At 72.5% G+C, this 18,292-nt stretch carries 15 protein-coding genes; 2 read left to right on the forward strand and 13 right to left on the reverse strand.

The features are described from left to right. Positions 1-20: 20 nt before the first annotated feature. From M0M48_RS14450 to M0M48_RS14485, 8 genes are all read right to left on the reverse strand, one after another. A complete protein-coding gene (locus M0M48_RS14450) occupies positions 21-6,107 on the reverse strand; it encodes an Ig-like domain-containing protein (RefSeq protein ID WP_257751679.1) in 6,087 nt (2,028 codons plus the stop codon). 193 nt (positions 6,108-6,300) lie between these two features. After that, the gene (locus M0M48_RS14455) at positions 6,301-7,596 is read right to left on the reverse strand and encodes an SAM-dependent methyltransferase (protein ID WP_257751680.1); all 1,296 of its coding nucleotides are present in this window, start codon (positions 7,594-7,596) and stop codon (positions 6,301-6,303) included. After that, positions 7,593-8,972, reverse strand: coding sequence for an FAD-binding oxidoreductase (locus M0M48_RS14460; RefSeq protein ID WP_257751681.1), 1,380 nt, complete (start codon positions 8,970-8,972; stop codon positions 7,593-7,595). Before M0M48_RS14460 ends, M0M48_RS14455 begins: the two co-directional genes overlap by 4 nt. A gap of 66 nt (positions 8,973-9,038) precedes the next feature. Beyond that, positions 9,039-9,656 (reverse strand): response regulator transcription factor, encoded by a 618-nt coding sequence (locus M0M48_RS14465; RefSeq protein ID WP_257751682.1) that lies wholly within the window; start codon positions 9,654-9,656, stop codon positions 9,039-9,041. Beyond that, complete coding sequence (locus tag M0M48_RS14470) at positions 9,653-10,762, reverse strand: sensor histidine kinase (protein ID WP_257751683.1); 1,110 nt, start codon at positions 10,760-10,762, stop codon at positions 9,653-9,655. The genes M0M48_RS14465 and M0M48_RS14470 overlap by 4 nt, the downstream gene beginning before the upstream one ends. A 17-nt stretch (positions 10,763-10,779) precedes the next feature. Continuing rightward, complete coding sequence (locus tag M0M48_RS14475) at positions 10,780-11,565, reverse strand: ABC transporter permease (protein ID WP_215816837.1); 786 nt, start codon at positions 11,563-11,565, stop codon at positions 10,780-10,782. After that, positions 11,562-12,467, reverse strand: coding sequence for an ABC transporter ATP-binding protein (locus M0M48_RS14480; RefSeq protein ID WP_257751684.1), 906 nt, complete (start codon positions 12,465-12,467; stop codon positions 11,562-11,564). Before M0M48_RS14480 ends, M0M48_RS14475 begins: the two co-directional genes overlap by 4 nt. Positions 12,468-12,535: 68 nt before the next feature. Beyond that, positions 12,536-12,883, reverse strand: coding sequence for a cytidine deaminase (locus M0M48_RS14485; RefSeq protein ID WP_257751685.1), 348 nt, complete (start codon positions 12,881-12,883; stop codon positions 12,536-12,538). 41 nt (positions 12,884-12,924) lie between these two features. Between M0M48_RS14485 and M0M48_RS14490 the strand changes: the two genes are divergently transcribed. Both M0M48_RS14490 and M0M48_RS14495 read left to right on the forward strand, forming a co-directional pair. Continuing rightward, entirely contained in the window at positions 12,925-13,212 is a 288-nt protein-coding gene (locus M0M48_RS14490) for a DUF1330 domain-containing protein (RefSeq protein WP_215816840.1), read from the forward strand. A gap of 5 nt (positions 13,213-13,217) precedes the next feature. Further along, positions 13,218-14,141 (forward strand): MBL fold metallo-hydrolase, encoded by a 924-nt coding sequence (locus M0M48_RS14495; protein WP_257751686.1) that lies wholly within the window; start codon positions 13,218-13,220, stop codon positions 14,139-14,141. On the opposite strand, the gene M0M48_RS14500 is transcribed toward M0M48_RS14495, so the two are convergent. The 5 genes from M0M48_RS14500 to M0M48_RS14520 all read right to left on the reverse strand — a co-directional run bounded on the left by M0M48_RS14500 (position 14,128) and on the right by M0M48_RS14520 (position 18,267). Next, positions 14,128-15,432, reverse strand: coding sequence for a hemolysin family protein (locus tag M0M48_RS14500; protein ID WP_257751687.1), 1,305 nt, complete (start codon positions 15,430-15,432; stop codon positions 14,128-14,130). The two genes, M0M48_RS14495 and M0M48_RS14500, sit on opposite strands and share 14 nt — an antisense overlap. After that, on the reverse strand, positions 15,429-15,887 hold the full coding sequence (ybeY, locus tag M0M48_RS14505) for an rRNA maturation RNase YbeY (RefSeq protein ID WP_257751688.1): 459 nt from the start codon (positions 15,885-15,887) through the stop codon (positions 15,429-15,431). The genes M0M48_RS14500 and ybeY overlap by 4 nt, the downstream gene beginning before the upstream one ends. Further along, complete coding sequence (locus tag M0M48_RS14510; RefSeq protein ID WP_257751689.1) at positions 15,884-16,933, reverse strand: PhoH family protein; 1,050 nt, start codon at positions 16,931-16,933, stop codon at positions 15,884-15,886. The genes ybeY and M0M48_RS14510 overlap by 4 nt, the downstream gene beginning before the upstream one ends. Before the next feature lie 100 nt (positions 16,934-17,033). Then, complete coding sequence (locus tag M0M48_RS14515; RefSeq protein ID WP_215816845.1) at positions 17,034-17,381, reverse strand: HIT domain-containing protein; 348 nt, start codon at positions 17,379-17,381, stop codon at positions 17,034-17,036. 25 nt (positions 17,382-17,406) lie between these two features. Then, a complete protein-coding gene (locus M0M48_RS14520; protein ID WP_257751690.1) occupies positions 17,407-18,267 on the reverse strand; it encodes a hypothetical protein in 861 nt (286 codons plus the stop codon). Positions 18,268-18,292 lie beyond the last annotated feature (25 nt).

The raw sequence follows: 18,292 nt of genomic DNA on the forward strand, positions 1-18,292 counted from the left end.
CGGGTGGGTGCTGGTCATGGTCAGGGCACCGCCGGGCACGAGAGACCGGCGCCGACGAACCCGCCGCCCCCGGAGGCGACGCTGTTCTCGGCGCGCACGGTGGCGCCGGCGACGTTGCGCGTCGCCAGGAAGCTCTCGACAGCCGCGTTGCCGTTGTTCGCGCCCGCGTAGCCGGGCAGCCGGAAGGTGGTGAGCTGGCGCTGGCGCAGCCGTACGTCGACGTTCATCCCGGTCGCCGGGTTCCCGTCGGCGCCGCTGCCGGTCAGGGTGTTGTTCTGGATGTCGGCGCAGGCCTCGAACGTGTCCCCGGCTGTGGTGCCGATGTTGTAGTGCAGACCCTGCTTGGGGATGCCCAGGGTGGCGGACGCCGTACCGGGCTGGGCGATGACGTTGCCGGTGACCGTGGTCTGCACGGCCCCGGACTGCGCACCGCCGCCACCGCCGGCGACGACCTCGACACCATAGGTGTTGTAGCCGCGGACCTGGTTGCCGGTGACGCCCCACACGATCCCGCCGCCGCCGAGGTTCTGCAGCTTGAGGCCCGAGGCCGAGAGGGAGCCGGAGCTGTCGACCCCCGCGGTGCCGATCCGGTTGTTGGCGAAGGTGCCGCGCTGGACGCCCGAGCCGGGCGCCTTGGCGAACAGGAAGCCCGGGCCGACGGCGCCGGTCAGCTGGTTGCCGGTGACCGTCGCGTCGAGCGACGTGGTGCCGCCCTCGGTGACCGTGACGCCGCCACCGCCGGCGCTGATCGCCGGGTGGGTGTTGGTGAACACGTTGTCGGTCACGACGAGGTCGCCCCGCTTGGTGGCGGCGTTGCCGTACTGCAGCTGGTCGCCGGCCGCGCCCTGGAAGGTGCTGGCGGTGACGGTGACCGGGAAGTCACCGGCGGCGCCGCTGGCGTCGAGCTGGAGGGCGTCGTTCTGCGGCCGGTTGCCGTTGAGGCCGAAGGTGACCGTGTCGACGGTGAGCCGGCCCAGGTCGCCGGTGGTGTTGGTAACCCGCAGGGTGTCGCTGTACCCGCCGCTGAGGTGGGTCCGGGCGATGGACGCCGTGCCGGAGAGCTCGGTGAGCACCACGGCGGAGTCCGTGTCGGCGTCGCCGTTGAGGCCGTTGACGACGCTCTCGGCGAACGTCAGGCCTCGGGTGCGGTCACCGCGCAGCGCGTAGTTGCCCGCTCCGTGGATCCACATCCGGGTCAGCGAGGGCGCCTGGGTGTCGCTGAGCACGACACCCGTGCCGTCCGGCGCATCGCCGCTCGGGGAGGAGCCGGTGCTGTTGGCGATCTCGCCGCCGGTGCAGCCCGCGGTGCTCCCCGGGGTGCAGGTGCCACCGGCACCCGTGACCCGGAGCGAGCCGGCGGTGCCGGTCGCGACCAGGCGGATGCCGTTGGGTGCGCCGTTGCTGCTGACGCTCTCGAGCACCAGGTTGCCGCTGCCGATCTGGGTGTTCGCCACGCCGAGCGCGCGTCCGGTCGTGGAGGCGATCCGGTTGCCGGTCCCGGTGACGTTCAGGGTGCCACCGCCGGCCGCGTCGACGCCCTTGCCGCTGGTGCTCGCCACCTGCAGGCCGCCCCCGCTGAGGGTGAGGGTGTGGCCGGAGCTGGACGACAGCACGATGCCGTCGGCGGCACCGGACCGGACGGTGGAGCCCGCGCCGCTCAGGACGGTGTTGCCGCCCGTGTTGCCGGTGACCAGCACGCCGCCGCCGATGTCGGTGGAGTCGGTGATCGTGCCGGACGCGGTGACCGTGCCGCCGCTCCGTCCGCGGACCTCGACCGAGCCGCCCACGCCGTCGTTGATCGCCCCGGCGTAGGTGACGGTGCCGTTGCCGCCGTCGACGTAGAAGGCGGTGGTGGTGTGGTCGCTCACGGTGCCGCCGTTGGCCTTGAAGCTGCCGCTGGTGAGCCCGGTGATCGAGATGCCGCGGCTCGCGCTGTGGGCCGAGGAGACCGTGGCGAGCTCGAGCTGCGAGGCCGGGGCGTCGTTGATCTCGACCGCGGGACCGCCGGTGGCGGTGATCGTGCTGGTCGCGTCGGTCGTGGTGATCGCCCCGGTGTTCTGCAGGCGCAGCGCGGCGGTCGAGCCGGCGGTGGTCTCGAGCTCGATCTTGCCGAGCGTGACCGCACCGGTGCTGTTGAGCAGGTTCACACCCCCCGTCGCCGAGCCGGTCACGAGCACCCGGTCGATCTGGCTGCCCTGGAGCGCCGTGCTGTCGGAGGTGAACGCCGGGGCGCCCGTGACGAGGAGGCGGTTCTGGCCGCTGATCTTGACCGTGCCCGCGGCGCGGAGCTTGAGGCCGATCGAGCCGCTCGTGGGACCGCTCGCGGCGGTGTTGTCCACGACGAGGTCGGTGAGGTCGAACGTGCCGGAGGTGCCGTCGAGCACGACGCCGGGCGCCGTACCGGCCGCGCCGGTGTCGGTGACCCGGACGTCGGTGACGGTGCCGCTCGCGTCGCCCGTCCCGCCGGCGATGCCGCTGCTGACGCCGGCCGGGTCGAGGGCGAAGCCGGCCACGGTGTTGCCGCTGGCGAGGCTGACCACGTCGGTACCGGTGGCGGCGAGCCGGGGCCGTGCCCCGGGGACGCCGTCGGCGAGCGTCACGCCGCCGATGACCAGGGTGCGGGACTCGCCCAGGAGCCGCTGACCGTTCTTGAGCACGATGCCGTCGGCGTAACCGGTTGCGTCACCGGTGCCCGCGGAGACGTAGATCGTGTCGTTGGCCTTCGAGGCGGTCGCGGCCTGCGCGAGCGTGTCGAAGGGCGCGTCGGAGGTGCCCGCGTTGCCGGAGGCGTCGTTGGAGACGTACCAGACGCAGCCGGCGAGGTTGACCGTGACGACGGCGCTGCCCGTACCCGGCGTGGGGGCGTACCCGTCGCTCACCCGGTAGGTGAAGGTGTCGGTGGTCGCCGTGCACCCGGCCGGCGGGTGGTAGACGAAGCCGCCGTCGGCCTTCAGGACCGCGGTACCGCCGCCGGTGCTGGTCACCGTCTCGGCGAGCACGGTGAGCGTGCCGCTGTCGACGTCGGCCGCGCCGGTGAGCAGGTTGCCCACCACCGTCTTGCGCGCGCCGGTCGTGGTCGGCGTGCCGCCGCCGGTCGGGGCGACGACGAGGGCGGTGTTGCCGACCGCGGCGGAGACGCCGGTGAAGGACTGGGGTGCTGCCGTGGGCGCGTCGTTCACGCAGGTGACCGTCATCTTCACGGTCGCGGTGGAGCCGCCGCCGAGCGTGTAGGTGAAGTCGTCGGTCGGACCGCTCGGGGTGTTGCAGTAGTTCGGGTTCGGCAGGTAGCTCACCGCGAGGCCGCCCGGGACGATCGAGACGGACCCGTGGAGCGGCTGGGTCACCGACTGCACCACCGCCGGGTCGTCGCCCGCGATGTCGTTGGCGGTGACCGGCACGGTGGTCGAGGCGTCCTCGTCGACCGTGGCCGCGTCCGCGTTCGCGGTCGGCGGGTCGTAGACGCACGCCACGGTGACCCGCACGGTCGCGGTGGGACCGTCGTTGACGGTGTAGGTGAAGGTGTCGGGCGTGCCGCCGGGCTGGTTGTTGCAGTAGTTCGCGGCCGGCCGGTAGGTCAGCGCCGTGCCACCGCCGGTGATCACGACGATGCCGTTGGCCGGCTGGGTCACCGCGGTGACCGCCAGGAGGCCGCCCTCGGGGTCGGTGTCGTTGGCGAGGACCGGGATCGTGGTGGCCGCGTCGTCCTCGGTCACCGTGGCGGTGTCGTCGTTGAGCATGAGCGGGTCCACGACGCAGGTCACCGCGACGCGCACGGTCGCCGTCGCCCCACTCGGGGCGAGCGTGTAGGTGAACGTGTCGCGGGTGCCGCCCGGCTGGCTGTTGCAGTAGTCCGCGTCGGGCTCGTAGGTCAGGCCGGTGCCGCCGCCGGTGATCACGACCGTGCCGTGGTCGGGCTGGGTGACCGAGCCGATCGACAGCGTCTCGTCACGCGCGTCGTCGTTGTCGAGGACGTCGATCGCGGTGGCCGGGTCGTCCTCGGTCACCGTGGCGGTGTCGTCGGCCGCGGTGGCGGCGTCCGTCACGCAGGTCACGGTGACCCGCACGGTCGCGGTGGGACCGTCGTTGACGGTGTAGGTGAAGGTGTCGGGCGAACCGCCGGACTGGCTGTTGCAGTAGTCCGCGTCGGGCCGGTAGGTCAGGCCGGTGCCGCCGCCGGTGATCACGACCGTGCCGTGGTCCGGCTGGGTGACCGCGGTGATCGACAGCGTCCCACCCTCGGGGTCGCCGTCGTTGGCGAGGACGTCGATCGCGGTGGCCGGGTCGTCCTCGGTCACCGTGGCGGTGTCGTCGTTGACCTCGAGCGGGTCCACGACGCAGGTCACCGCGACGCGCACGGTCGCCGTCGCCCCACTCGGGGCGAGCGTGTAGGTGAACGAGTCGCGGGTGCCGCCCGGCTGGCTGTTGCAGTAGTCCGCGTCGGGCACGTAGGTCAGGCCGGTGCCGCCGCCGGTGATCACGACCGTGCCGTGGTCGGGCTGGGTGACCGAGCCGATCGACAGCGTCTCGTCACGCGCGTCGTCGTTGTCGAGGACGTCGATCGCGGTGGCCGGGTCGTCCTCGGTCACCGTGGCGGTGTCGTCGGCCGCGGTCGCGGCGTCCGTGACGCAGGTGATCGTGACGCTGACCGTCGCGACGGAGCCGCCGTTGACCACGTAGGTGAAGGTGTCGCTCACCGTGGCGGGCGCGACGCACACCGCGGTCAGGTCCGGGCGGTAGCGCACCCCCGTGCCGCCCGGGGCGATGGCGACCTCGCCGTGGCTTGGCAGGGTCACCCCGGTGACCTCCTTGGGGCCGCCGTCGACGTCGGTGTCGTTGGCCAGGACGTCCAGGTCGGTCCAGGGGGCGTGCTCGCCGACCGTGACGGCGTCGTCGACCGCGACGGGGGCGTCGTCCACGCAGGTCACGGACATCCGCACCGTCGCGGTGGACCCGCCCGGGGTGAGCTCGTAGGTGAACGTGTCCGGGTCGTCACCGGCGCCGGAGTTGCAGTAGTTCGCGTCGGGCGCGTAGGTCAGCCCGGTCCCGCCGCTCGCGAGCACCACGGTGCCGTGGTCGGGCTGGGTGACCGCGCCGATGACCAGGTCGTCGTCGTCGGCATCGGTGTCGTTGGCCAGGACGTCGACCGGGCTCGCGGCGCTGTCCTCGGCGACGGTGGCGGTGTCGTCGGCGGCGACCGGGTCGTCGTCCACGCAGGTGATGGCGACGACGACGCGACCGGCGGCGCTGCGCCCGGTGCCGTCGGAGACCGTGTAGGCGAAGCCGCCGGCGGTGGGACCGCACAGGTCGGGGGTCGGCGTGAACCGGATGGTGCCGCCCGCCAGCACGACGGTGCCTCCCGTGGCCGTGCCGACCGCGGTGACGGTCAGGACGTCGTCGTCGGGGTCGGTGTCGTTGGCGACCGGGCTGCCCGGGCCGGTGGCCGGCAGCTCGAGGACCGTGTCCTCGTCGGTGGCGAAGGAGTCGTCGACCGCGAACGGGTCGCCCGGGCCCGGCTCGGGCTCGGGGTCGGGGTCCGGCTTGCGCGGACCGCAGTCCTTGCCGACGTTGTCGCCCTTGCCGCCGACGACCTTGTCGCCGCCGGTGCCGCAGCTGAGCCCGTCACGGCCCGGGCCGCCGGAGAGCACGTCGTGCCCGGCCTTGCCCCAGAGCCGGTCGATGCCGGGACCGCCGTAGAGCCGGTCGTCGCCGGCGCCGCCGCGCAGGCCGTCGTTGCCGCGGCCGCCGTAGAGGACGTCATTGCCGCCGCCGCCGCGGATCCGGTCGTTGCCGTCCCCGCCCCGGATCACGTCATTGCCCGCGCCGCCCCAGATCAGGTCGTTGCCGGGGCCGCCGTTGATGATGTCGTCGCCGTCGCCGCCGCGGATCACGTCGTCGCCGCCGCGGCCGTCGATCCGGTCGTTGCCGCCGAAGCCGCAGATCACGTCGCGGCGCGGGGTGCCGACCAGGACGTCGTTGCCGGACGTACCCACGATCGTGCAGGCACCGCGGCGCGCGAGCGGCTCCGCCGGAGCCGCGTCCGCGGGCACCATCGTGAGGCCGAGCACGGCGACCCCGATCCACGCGACCGACTTCGTCGCATGCGTCATCGCACGCCTCAGCGCCATCTGACCGTCCTCATCCGATCTCTTGCCGGACGTCACGACGTGACCCCAGCCCCCAACGGGACAGCCTGCCAGTCCCGGAGACCCCCCGGAGGCGAAATCGGGACAACCCGGGACCTTGGTCCCGGGTTGTCCGCCGTCCGTTCAGCCGGACCTGGCGATCAGGTCAGCGACGAGCTCAGAACTCGTGGCGCAGCGGGTAGCCGCTGACGCCGTCGACGGTCTTGGTCGCGAGCACGTGGTGCAGCTGGATCTCGTTGCGCTCGAAGGCGATCCGGGAGCCGACCATGTAGAGGCCCCACACCCGCGCGGTGCCCTCGTCGGTCTCGGCAACGCACGCGTCCCAGTTGTCGGCGAGATTCTTGGACCAGCCGGCGAGGGTCTTCGCGTAGTGCTCGCGGAAGTTCTCGTGGTGCTGCACCTCGAGACCGGCGTCCTCGACCGCGCGCGCGATCGTGCCGGAGCCGGCCAGCTCGCCGTCGGGGAAGACGTAGCGGTCGATGAAGGCGCCCGCCGAGGCCCGGCCCTGGTTGTTGTGGCGGGTGATGCAGTGGTTGAGCACCCGACCGCCGGGCTTGAGCCGGTCGTGGATGAACGCGAAGTACGCCGGGTAGTTGTCGACGCCGATGTGCTCGGTCAGGCCGATCGAGCTCACCGCGTCGAAGTCGGTCTCGGGGACGTCGCGGTAGTCGGAGTGACGCACCTCGGCGAGGTGGTCGAGACCCTGCCGCTTGATCTCCTCCTGCGCCCACGTGGCCTGCTCGCGGGAGAGCGTGACGCCGAGCGCCTTGACGCCGTAGTGCTTGGCCGCGTGGCGGACCATGCCGCCCCAGCCGCAGCCGAGGTCGAGCAGCCGGTCGCCCTCCTTGAGGCCGAGCTTGCGGCAGATCAGGTCGTACTTGTGGTCCTGGGCCTCCTCGAGGGTGGCGTCCTCGGTCGGGAAGACCGCGCAGGTGTAGGTCATCGACGGCCCGAGGACGTGCTCGTAGAAGGTGTTCGAGACGTCGTAGTGGTGGTGGATCGCGTCGGCGTCGCGCTCCTGGGAGTGCCGGCTCCACTTGCTCAGCCCGCGCAGGCCCTCGAGCCGGTGGCGCCAGCCGGGGAGGTGCTCCTGGGGCGGCGGGGGCGGCGGGATCAGGTGGCTGATGCCGAGCTCGCGGATGATGCCGACCAGCTCGGTCGGCTTCGGGATCCCGAAGTCGGTGTTGTCCTTGAGCAGCGAGAAGGCGTCGTACGGGTCGCCCGGGTGGACACCGTGCAGCTTGAGGTCACCGGCGACGTAGGCCCGGCCGAGGCCCAGGTCGCCCGGCGCCGTCATGATGTAGGAGAGGCCACGCTCGTTGACGAGCTCGAGTCCGTAGGGCTGGTCCAGCGCGCCGGCCTCGCTGCCGTCGTAGGCCTTGAGCCAGACCTTGAGCCCGCCTGGGAACAGGGATTCGATCGTGGGGGCGATGCCCCGGCCCTTCACGGTCATCTGCTCTTCACCGCCTTGTCGTAGAGATTCGTCAGTCGTTCGTCAGGGTCGTAGCGGCGCTTGACCTCGTCGAGGTGCGCCGTGTTGTAGAGGGCGTCGAACGTCGGCTTGTCGTAGAACGCCTCGGAGTAGAGGGACTTGTGCCCACCGAGCTCGTGGACCTTGGCCTCGATCGCGCGGTTGCGCGGGGCGTTCACCCGGTCGGGGCCGACGTGCACGGTGCCCCAGAAGCCGATGTTGACGTAGAGCCGGCCGGGCTCGAGCGGGTAGACCGGCCACTGGCCGCCGGTGCTCGCGCCGGTCGAGACCAGCGGGCACAGCCAGACCGGGCGCATGCCGATCTCGTCGTCGAACCAGGTGAGGAACTCCCCCAGCCTGTCGATCGGCACCTCGACGTCCTGGACCACGCGCTCGCGCAGGGGACGCCCGGCGCGGCGGTCGAGCCGGTCGGCGATGTCGAAGCGGCGGTCGAGCTTGAGCAGCTTCATGTAGACGTCGGAGCGGCGCAGGCTGCGCGGCCAGACCTTGCGCAGGCGCGGGTTCTGGGCGCCGAAGGCACCCGAGCACCAGAACCAGTCGGTGTCCCAGCGCCACAGGTAGTCGTACGCCGTGAGCCGGTCGCGCTCGGTCGTCCGGAGCGAGCGGTAGTAGACGTCCTGCCCGGCGTAGTCGGAGGTCGGGCCGGGCTCGTCGGTCCAGCGGGCGAGCGTGAGGACGTGCTCTCCGGGCCCGAACGAGACGCCGTCGAGGCCGTGCACCGGCTCGCCGTCGTAGTCCTGGCTCGCGGTGATCTCGGCGATCGTCTTGGCCAGCAGCTCGGCGTCGTCGAAGCGCACGTGCCGCAGCGCGACGTACGACGGCACCCGCTCGAGCTTGATCCGCAGCCGCGTGGAGTAGCCCAGCGAGCCGTAGGAGTTGGGGAACGCGTCGAAGAGGTCGTCCCCGGGGCGGGTCGTGACGACCTCACCGGCGCCGGTGAAGACGTCCATCTCGAGCACCGACTCGTGGGGCAGGCCCAGCCGGAAGCTCGTGGACTCGATGCCGAGACCGGTCACAGCGCCGCCGAGCGTGATCGTGCGCAGCTGCGGGACGACGTACGGGACCAGGCCGTGGGGCAGCGTCGCGTCGACCAGGTCCTCGTAGGTGCACATACCCTGCACCTCGGCGATCGGGCCGTCCGGGCTGTCGGGCACGACCTCGATGACCCCGGAGAGGCCACTGACGTCGAGACCCGGGGCGTCGGTCGCCGCCCGGGCCCGGAAGAGGTTGGTGGTGCGCTTCGCGAGCCGCACGGGCTGACCAGCGGGGATGGCCGCATAGGAGGCGGCGAGCCGCTGAACGGCCCGCTCGTGCTCCGTCCAGGCACTGTTAGCCATGGGTTGCAATTTACTCCTGTCCACAGACAGTCGACGGGGGGATGGTTGACCTGCTGCAACCAGCGACTAGAGCCAACCATTCCCGTCCGCGACGAGAACGGCCTCGGTCCGGTTGCTGGCACCGGTCTTGCCGATGGCCGAGGAGAGGTGGTTGCGCACCGTCCCCTCGGAGAGGAAGAGCGCCGCGGCGATGGCCGCCACGGAGCCGCCGTCGCGGGCCGCGCGCAGCACGTCGGACTCCCGTCCGGTCAGCGGCGACTCGCCGCTGACCAGCGAGTCCGTGGCCAGGGCGGGATCGACGACGCGCAGGCCCTGGTGCACCCGGCGTACGGCGTCCGCGAGCTGGGGCGCGGGCGTGTCCTTGACCACGAAGCCCGAGGCACCGGCCTGGAGCGCGCGCCGCAGGTAGCCCGGCCGCCCGAACGTGGTGACGATGAGCACCCGCGTCTCCGGCGCGACCCGGCGCAGCTCGGCGCAGGCGGCGATGCCGTCGATGCCGGGCATCTCGACGTCGAGCAGCGCGACGTCGGGGCGCAGCTCGGCGGCCACGGCGACCGCCTCCTCCCCCGTGCCGACCTCGGCGACGACCTCCAGGTCGCGCTCCAGGCCCAGCAGGGCCGACAGCGCGCCGCGCACCAGCGCCTGGTCGTCGGCGAGCAGCAGCCGGATGGTCGTGGTGCTCACTCGACCACCACCGCCACCGACCAGCCCGGGTCGAGCCGGGTGGTGACGAGCCGCGCGCCGAGGGCGGCGGCCCGCTCCTGCAGGCCGGTCAGTCCGGAGCCGCGCGGGGACGGGACGCTCGGGCCGGCGCCGTCGTCGCGGACCTCGGCGCGGCCGGGGCCGAGCAGCACCTCGCAGTGGCGGGCGCCCGAGTGGCGGATCACGTTGGTCACTCCTTCGCGCACGGTCCAGGCGAACAGCTCGCGCAGCTCGCTCGGCACGTCCTCGGCGCTGTTGGGCAGGGTCGCCTCGATCTCGGCCGCGCCGAGCGCGGTGCGCGCCCGGGCCAGCTCGCCGGGCAGGGTGAGGTCGCGATAGCCCTCGACCGCCCGCCGTACGTCGGCCAGGGCGTCGCGGCTGAGCCGCTCGAGGTCGGCCAGCTCGGCGCGCGTTCGCTCGGGGTCGACGTCGATCAGCCGCCCCGCCAGCTCGGCCTTGATCGTGATCACGGTCAGCGAGTGGCCCAGGATGTCGTGCAGGTCGCGGGCGAAGCGGGAGCGCTCGTTGTCGACGGCCAGCTCGGCGTTGCGCGCGTGGGCGGCGACGAGCTGGGCGTTGCGGCTGATGATCGTGCGCATCCCGAAGACCGCGATCGCGGCGGCCATCACGCCGAACGCCACACCGAACTCGAACTCCCAGCCCGGCAGCAGACCCAGCAGCACCGCGGTGACGGCGATCGCGACCACCGTCGGCGCCGCCCAGCGGAACGGCAGCACCATCACCGCGGCGACCGCGACGTAGACCAGGCACGCGACGCCCGGCTCCCCCAGCAGCACCATCATCAGCACGCCGAGAGCGGTCAGGGTCAGCAGCAGCGTGCCGCCGGCGCCCGGTGTCTCGCCGACCGGGTCGCCGAGGGCCTGGGCGCGGGCCCGCATCCGCCACCACAGCAGCATGTAGACCGCCGCGAAGACCGCAGTGGTCGCGACGCCCGCCAGGCCGCGGACCCGGTCGTCGGCCTGGAAACCCGCCCGCACCGGGTCGATGAGGAAGAAGAGCCAGATCGCGGCGAACCACGGACCGCGCCTGCCGACCATTCCCGGTGCGGCAGGCGCGGTCTCGCTCATGGGATCCACGGTAGTGCTCACACGCGTGCGGTGTCCTTCGACATTCTCCAGGCCGCGCCGGCCACGAACAGCGTGCACCAGCCGACGGCGTTGACCACCGCGTACCAGGGCAGCTCGTGGGTGAGCGGGGCGCGGACCACCTCGGCGACGCCGTACATGGGGGTCCAGTAGGCGACCATGCGGACCGCCTCGGCGTACTGGCTGAGGGGGATGAACAGGCCACCCAGGAACGACAGCAGCGCCAGGCCGGGGCCGAGGATCTGCATGGCGTTCTCGCCCGGGACGACGTACCCGACGAAGACACCGAGCGCGGCGAAGGTCAGCGTGCAGACGAGCGCGAGCACGCCGCACTGGATCCACGTGCTGGTGGGCATCTCGGCCTTGCCCTGGAGGATGCCGACCACGTTGACCGCGGCGATCGCGAGCGCCCCCATGACGAGGGCGACGAACGCCTTCATCAGGATGTACGCCACCGGGTGCAGCGGCGTCAGCCGGAGCTGGCGCGACCAGCCCAGCGAGCGCTCCAGCGCGACCATCGAGCCGCCGGCCGCGGCGGTGAGGGCGGCGCCGTACATGGCCATGGAGGCGAGGATGTAGGCGCCGACGTTGCCGACGCCGGCCTTCTCGTCCCAGCCGGACTGGCCGCCGAAGCTGAGCATCAGCGCGGCCGGGAGGAGGAGCGTGAAGATCACCGTGCGGCGGTTGCGCAGCATCCGGCGCAGCTCGATGCCGAGCACGGTGCGGTTGAGGCCCCCGAGGGGCGGGACCCGGCGGGTGGCGGGGTCGAGGGTGCTCGTGCTCATGCGTGGTCTCCTTGTCCGGTCAGGCTGAGGAACGCCTCTTCGATGCCCTTGGCCGCGATCTCCAGGTCCCGGGCGGACGTCTCGGTGAGCAGGTAGCGCGCGACGGTGTCGCTGTCCTTGGCGTGGATCGTCACCGACTCCCCGCGCACCTCGACGTGGTCGACGCCGCCGAGCGCGGTGATCGCCTCGACGTCGGCGCCGGGCAGCCAGGCCCGGATCGTGCGGCCCGAGGCGAGGGCGCGGATCTGGGGGCCGGTGCCGTCGGCGACGACCTGACCCTGGCTGATCAGGACGATCCGGTCGGCGTACTGGTCGGCCTCCTCGAGGTAGTGCGTCGCGAAGAGCACCGTGCGGCCGCTGCCCGCGTCGTCGCGGATCGCGCTCCAGAAGGCGCGCCGGCCCTCGACGTCCATGCCGGTGGTCGGCTCGTCGAGCAGCAGCAGCGCGGGATCGGACAGCAGCGCCATCGCGAACCGCAGCCGCTGCTGCTCACCGCCCGAGCACTTGGCCACCTTGCGGTCGGCCAGCCCGGTGATGCCCGCGCGCTCCAGCACCTCGTCGACCGGCCGGGTGTCGGCGAACAGGCTCGCCGTGTAGGCCACCGTCTCGCGGACCGTGAGGTCCTTGAGCAGGCCGCCGGTCTGCATCACCGCCGAGACCAGGCCGCGCGCGATCGCCTTGCGCGGCTCCATCCCGAGGACCTCGACCGTGCCGCTGGTCGGCTTCGTGAGCCCCAGCACCATGTCGATGGTCGTGGTCTTGCCCGCTCCGTTGGGACCGAGGAAGGCCACGATCTCGCCGGGCCGCAGCGCGAGGTCGATCCCTCGCACGGCTCGGACGTCGCCGAACTCCTTGGTCACTCCCGCCAGCCGGACGGCCGGCGCAGTCGTGTTCGTCGTCATGCCCCCAGCCTCACGGCGCGGGCGCCGCGGGACCTCGGGCAGGCGTCACGACCCGGCCGTGACATCTGTCATGGGCGGGTGAGGGTGTCTCTGATCGTGCCGCGCGGGTCGCCCACGTGGACGACGACGCCCGCCGCGCCCGCGAACTCCCCCAGCACCGCGCCGTCGGCCTCGGCGAGGCTCGCGCCCTCACCCAGCACCACGCACGCGTCGACCCCCGAGGCCCCGGACGCCACCGCCATCGCCACGACGGCCTGGACCGCCGTGAGCCGCAGCGACGGCAGGTCGACGGTCGCGGCGGCGTACGTGCGGCCGTCGGTGTCGCGCACCGCCGCACCCTCCGCGGCCTGGATGCGCGCACGGGTGGCGCGGGCGAGGGTGACGAGCTTCTGGTCCTCGGTGGACAGATCAGGCATGGGCTGATTATCGCCGACCGGGTCTCCGGCAGGATGACCCCATGCCTGCCTACTGGATCAGCAACTACCGCGCCGTGCACGACGCCGACAAGCTGGCGGCCTACGCCGCGCTCGCCCTGCCCGCCCTGGTCGAGGCCGGCGGCACCTTCCTGGCCCGCGGCCTGCCCGAGCAGGTCTACGAGGCCGGGCTCCAGGAGCGCGTGGTCATCATCGAGTTCGCGAGCGTCGAGGCGGCCGTCGCAGCCCACGACACCCCCGCCTACCAGGAGGCGCTGGCCGCGCTCGGTGACGGCGCGGAGCGCGACCTGCGGATCGTGCCGGGAGCCTAGTCCCGATGCGCCTGCGCCTGGGTCGCCCCGACATCCGCCGGTACGCCGACCGGTTCGGCCTGCCCCAGAGCGACGACGGGCTCGGGGTGACCTTCCTCGGCGTGGCGACGCTGCTGCTCGACGACGGGACGACGTCGGTGCTGACCGACGGCTTCTTCTCCCGTCCCTCGCTGCCGCGCGTCCTGCTCGGCCGGATCGGCCCCGACGCGGGCCGGATCGACGCGGCGCTGCGCAGTGCCCGGATCGACCGGCTCGACGCGGTGGCGCCGGTGCACACCCACTACGACCACGCGATGGACTCCGCGGCCGTCGCCGCGCGGACCGGCGCCACCCTCTACGGAGGGACGTCGACCGCGCACGTCGGTCACGGCGGCGGCCTGCCCGCCGACCGGGTCACCGTCGTGGTCCCCGGCGAACCGGTGGCCGTTGGCGGCTTCCGGCTGACCTGGCTGGAGTCGGAGCACTGCCCGCCCGACCGCTTCCCGGGCACGATCACCGCGCCCGTCGTACCGCCGGTCAAGGTGGGTGCCTACCGCTGCGGCGAGGCCTGGTCGATCCTGGTCGAGCACGACAGCGGCCGGACCGCGCTGGTCCAGGGCAGCGCCGGGTTCCGGCCCGGCTCGCTGGCCGGGCGCAGCGCCGAGGTGGCCTACCTCGGGGTCGGCCAGCTGGGCGTGCAGAGCCCCGACTACATCCGGCAGTACTGGGCCGAGACGGTCGAGACGGTGGGGGCGCGCGAGGTCGTGCTCATCCACTGGGACGACTTCTTCCGGCCGCTGGACCGGCCGCTGCGCTGCGTGCCCTACCTGGGCGACGACCTCGACGTGACGATGGAGATCTTCGCCGGGCTCGCCCGCGACCAGGGGGTCGGCCTGCACTTCCCGTCGGTCGGGCGGCGCGAGGACCCCTGGCGGCTCAGTCGTCGGTGAGCTCGGCCGCGGCCGGGGCCACCCGCGAGATCAGCACGGTGCCGATCTTGTTGCGCCGTCCCGCCGCGCGCTCGGCCTCGAAGCGCAGCCCGTAGGCCTCGACCACGGAGCCCGGGATCGGGACCCGGCCGAGGTGCTTGGCGAGCAGGCCGCCGACGGAGTCGACGTCCTCCTCCTCGATGGGGAAGCCGAAGATCTCGTCCAGGTCGTCGACCGGGTAGCGCGAGGAGACCCGGACGCACTCGTCCGCAGGGTCGCCGACCTGCTCGACCTCGACCTCGGCCTCGTCGTGCTCGTCGGTGATCTCGCCGACGATCTCCTCGAGCAGGTCCTCGATGGTGATCAGGCCGGCGGTGCCGCCGTACTCGTCGACGACGATGGCGACGTGCCGGCGCCGGGCCTGCATCTCGCGCAGCAGGTCGTCGACCGGCTTGGACTCGGGCACCCAGTGGACCGGGCGCATGACCTCCTCGACGCGCTGGGTCAGCTCGACGTCGGGGGCCTCGAAGTCACGGCGGGCGACGTCCTTGAGGTAGGCGATGCCGCGCACGTCGTCGAGGTTCTCGCCGACCACCGGCACCCGGGAGTAGCCCGAGCGCAGGAAGAGCGACATCGTCTGGCGCAGGTTCTTGTGGGCCTCGATGTAGACGACGTCGCCGCGCGGCACCATCACCTCGCGCACGGTCGTGTCGCCGAGCTCGAAGACCGAGTGGATCATCTTGCGCTCGTCGGCCTCGATCAGCTCGGTGGCCTCGGCCATGTCGACGAGCTCGCGCAGCTCGGTCTCGGTCTGGAACGGGCCCTCGCGGAAGCCGCGGCCGGGCGTGATCGCGTTGCCGACCAGGATGAGCAGGCGCGGGATCGGGCCGAGGACGGTGGTCAGCATCGACAGCGGCCAGGCGCTCCAGAGCGCGACCGTCTCGGCGTGCTGCTTGCCGACGGTGCGGGGGGCGACGCCGATGACGACGAACGAGACGACGAGCATGACGCCGAGGGCGACGCCCGCACGGGCCCACCAGGAGGCGTCGAGGCGCTCGTCGACGTAGAGGGTGACCACGACGATGGCCGCGATCTCGCTCAGCAGCTGGAGCAGCAGCGCGGTGTTGAGGTGCCGGGGCGCGTCGTCGAGGACGGCGAGCAGCCGCTGGGCGCCACCGCGTCCCTCGCTGAGCATCTCGTGGGCCCGGGCGCGCGAGAACCCGGCGAGGGCGGCGTCCGCCGCGGCGAACAGGCCCGCGAGGACGACGAGGACGGCGGCCGCTCCCAGCGGCCAGAGACTGTCGGCGATCATGCGTCCGGCTGGGCCCGCCACTGCGCCAGCAGCTGGTCCTGGAGACCGAACATCACCTTGTGCTCCTCGGGCTCGGCGTGGTCGTAGCCGAGCAGGTGCAGGATGCCGTGGGTGGTGAGCAGCTCGAGCTCGGCGAGCGTGCCGTGCCCGGCCGTCGCCCCCTGGCGCTCGGCCACGGAGACGCAGAGGACCAGGTCGCCCAGGACGCCCTCCTCGGGCTCCTCGTTGACCAGGCCGGGACGCAGCTCGTCCATGGGGAAGGCCAGGACGTCGGTCGGGCCCTCCTTGTCCATCCACTTCTCGTTGAGCTCGGCAATGGTGTCCTCGTCGACCGCCTTGATGCACAGCTCGGCGAGCGGGTGGACGCGCATCTGGTCCATCACGAACCGCGCGAGCCGCGCGAAGTGCTGGACGTCGAGGCCGCTGCCGGACTCGTCGAGGATCTCGATGCTCACGCGGGGTCGTCCTTCTTGCTGTCGAGCCGGCGGTCCTGGCGGAGCTCGCGCTTGGCTTCCTTCTGGGCGTCGAACTCGTCGTAGGCCGCGACGATGCGCGCGACCAGCTTGTGCCGGACGACGTCGTGGCTGGTGAGCCGCACGAACGCGAGGTCCTCGACGCCGTCGAGGATGCCCTCGACGATGCGCAGGCCCGAGGTCGTGCCCGAGGGCAGGTCGACCTGGGTGACGTCGCCGGTGACGACGATCTTGGAGCCGAACCCGAGCCGGGTCAGGAACATCTTCATCTGCTCGGGCGTGGTGTTCTGGGCCTCGTCGAGGATGATGAACGAGTCGTTGAGCGAGCGGCCGCGCATGTAGGCCAGCGGCGCCACCTCGATCGTCCCGGCGGCCAGCAGCTTGGGCACCGACTCGGGGTCGAGCATGTCGTGCAGCGCGTCGTAGAGCGGGCGCAGGTAGGGGTCGATCTTCTCGCTGAGCGTGCCGGGCAGGTAGCCCAGGCGCTCGCCGGCCTCGACCGCCGGACGGGTCAGGATGATCCGGTTGACCTGCTTGGCCTGCAGCGCCTGGACCGCCTTGGCCATGGCCAGGTAGGTCTTGCCGGTGCCGGCCGGGCCGATGCCGAAGGTGATCGTGTGCTGGTCGATGGTCTCGACGTAGCGCTTCTGGTTGAGCGTCTTGGGCCGGATCGAGCGCCCGCGGTTGCTCAGGATGTTGAGCGAGAGGACGTCGGCCGGGCGCTCCGAGGTGGCCGTCTCGGCGCGCAGCATCGCCTCGACGCGCTCGACGACCTCGGGGGTGATCCCCTGGCCGGTGCGCAGGATGGCGACGAGCTCCTCGACGAGGCGCTCGGCGAGCTGGAGCTCGTGGGGGTCACCGCTGAGGGTGACGCGGTTGCCGCGGACGTGCACCTCGACGCCGAAGCGCTTCTCGATGATGCCGAGGTGCTCGTCGCCAGGACCGAAGAGCGTGACCATGTCGATGCTGTTCGGCACCACGACGGTGTGCCGGGTGGAGGTGATCGGGGTGGGTGTCGAGTCGGTCATGGATGCCCGGTGACGGGCGGCCTTTCAGTACGGCGAACTGGCCCCTCCATGCTACGGGAGGGATCCGCCGACGCCCACTCGTTTGCGACGAGGGCCGGGCTCAGCCCGGCGGCCAGGTCATCGCCCGGCCGGCGAGGACGTGGCAGTGCGTGTGGAAGACGGTCTGCCCGACGCCGGCTCCGGTGTTGAAGACGAGGCGGTAGTCGTCGTACCCCTCGGCGGTGGCGACGGCGCGCGCGGTGGTCGCGATCTCGGCGAACATGGCCGGGTCCGCGTGCGCCGAGGAGGCCGCGTCGGGCTCGTGGTCGCGCGGGACGACGAGCACGTGCAGCGGCGCCTGCGGGTTGATGTCGCGGAAGGCGACGGTGCGCTCCCCCGTGTGGACGATGTCGCCGGGGATGTCACCGGCGACGATCTTGCAGAACAGGCAGTCCGGATCGGCACTCACCGGGCCAGCCTAGGACCTGCGGGCCTCACCACTCCCAGCGAACCCCGAGGTAGCCCGGGCCGAACGCCGTCTGCCGGTAGTGCACGCTGCTGCTGCCGTCGAGGTCGACCGGCCAGTCGTGGCGCAGGCCGCCCTCGAGGAAGAACACCCAGCACCGCGCCGGCACCTTGTCCGGGTGGAAGCGGACCCAGACCAGCGCCTCCTCGAGCCGCTGCTCGGCGGCGAGTGCGTACTCGGTGTCGAGGTCGGGGCCCAGGTGCGGCGCCCGGCGGGCCTCGATCTCGGTGATGGTGGACTCGCCCAGCGCGAGCGGCCGCTCGAAGACCAGCCGGCTACCGCGGATGCCGTGCTCGAGGTCGACCACCTCACCGATCGTGCAGCCGGCGACGGCGGACATCTCGGTCTCGTTGACCTCGGTCCCGGTGTCGGGTCCGACGAAGAGGGTGATTCCGTCGACCCCCTCGCGGTCGGCGACGACCACCTGGCGCACCCGGGCCCGGAGGATCTCCCCCTGCGCGCCCACGTCGACGACCAGGTGCGAGGAGACCCGGCAGACGTCCTCCTCACCGACCACGGCCTCGACCGCGGGGTCGCCCAGGAGCTCGTTGAAGGGCTCGACCGCTCCCACCCGCCGGCGCAGCCGGCCCGAGAGCCGCCGGCTCAGCGCACCGGCCTCGAGGCCCAGCAGCGCCTCGAGCTCGGGGATCGCCTCCAGCGACGCCGTGCGCTCGGGCTCGCGCTGCCCCGAGCGCCAGTACGACAGCGCGGTCAGGGACACCGGGTGCCCCCGCTCCGAGAGCCGGTCGCGCACCGACGCGAGCGTCGCGCCGCGACGCTCCATCGCCGTGCTCAGCACCTCGGCGAAGGTCGTCGTGCTCCGGGCCATGCCCGCGAGCATGCCCCAGCCGCGT

Origin of the sequence: Pimelobacter simplex, from assembly GCF_024662235.1 — a bacterium.
Taxonomy (GTDB): domain Bacteria; phylum Actinomycetota; class Actinomycetes; order Propionibacteriales; family Nocardioidaceae; genus Nocardioides.

Bases quoted from the DNA above. Each gene is read 5' to 3' on its own strand.
- M0M48_RS14455 (WP_257751680.1), bottom strand. From the start codon at position 7,596: ATGACCGTGAAGGGCCGGGGCATCGCCCCCACGATCGAATCCCTGTTC.
- M0M48_RS14495 (WP_257751686.1), top strand. From the start codon at position 13,218: ATGCGCCTGCGCCTGGGTCGCCCCGACATCCGCCGGTACGCCGACCGG.
- M0M48_RS14450 (WP_257751679.1), bottom strand. From the start codon at position 6,107: ATGACGCATGCGACGAAGTCGGTCGCGTGGATCGGGGTCGCCGTGCTC.
- M0M48_RS14470 (WP_257751683.1), bottom strand. From the start codon at position 10,762: ATGAGCGAGACCGCGCCTGCCGCACCGGGAATGGTCGGCAGGCGCGGT.
- M0M48_RS14485 (WP_257751685.1), bottom strand. From the start codon at position 12,883: ATGCCTGATCTGTCCACCGAGGACCAGAAGCTCGTCACCCTCGCCCGC.
- M0M48_RS14480 (WP_257751684.1), bottom strand. From the start codon at position 12,467: ATGACGACGAACACGACTGCGCCGGCCGTCCGGCTGGCGGGAGTGACC.
- M0M48_RS14460 (WP_257751681.1), bottom strand. From the start codon at position 8,972: ATGGCTAACAGTGCCTGGACGGAGCACGAGCGGGCCGTTCAGCGGCTC.
- M0M48_RS14510 (WP_257751689.1), bottom strand. From the start codon at position 16,933: ATGACCGACTCGACACCCACCCCGATCACCTCCACCCGGCACACCGTC.
- M0M48_RS14475 (WP_215816837.1), bottom strand. From the start codon at position 11,565: ATGAGCACGAGCACCCTCGACCCCGCCACCCGCCGGGTCCCGCCCCTC.
- M0M48_RS14500 (WP_257751687.1), bottom strand. From the start codon at position 15,432: ATGATCGCCGACAGTCTCTGGCCGCTGGGAGCGGCCGCCGTCCTCGTC.
- M0M48_RS14490 (WP_215816840.1), top strand. From the start codon at position 12,925: ATGCCTGCCTACTGGATCAGCAACTACCGCGCCGTGCACGACGCCGAC.
- M0M48_RS14520 (WP_257751690.1), bottom strand. From the start codon at position 18,267: ATGGCCCGGAGCACGACGACCTTCGCCGAGGTGCTGAGCACGGCGATG.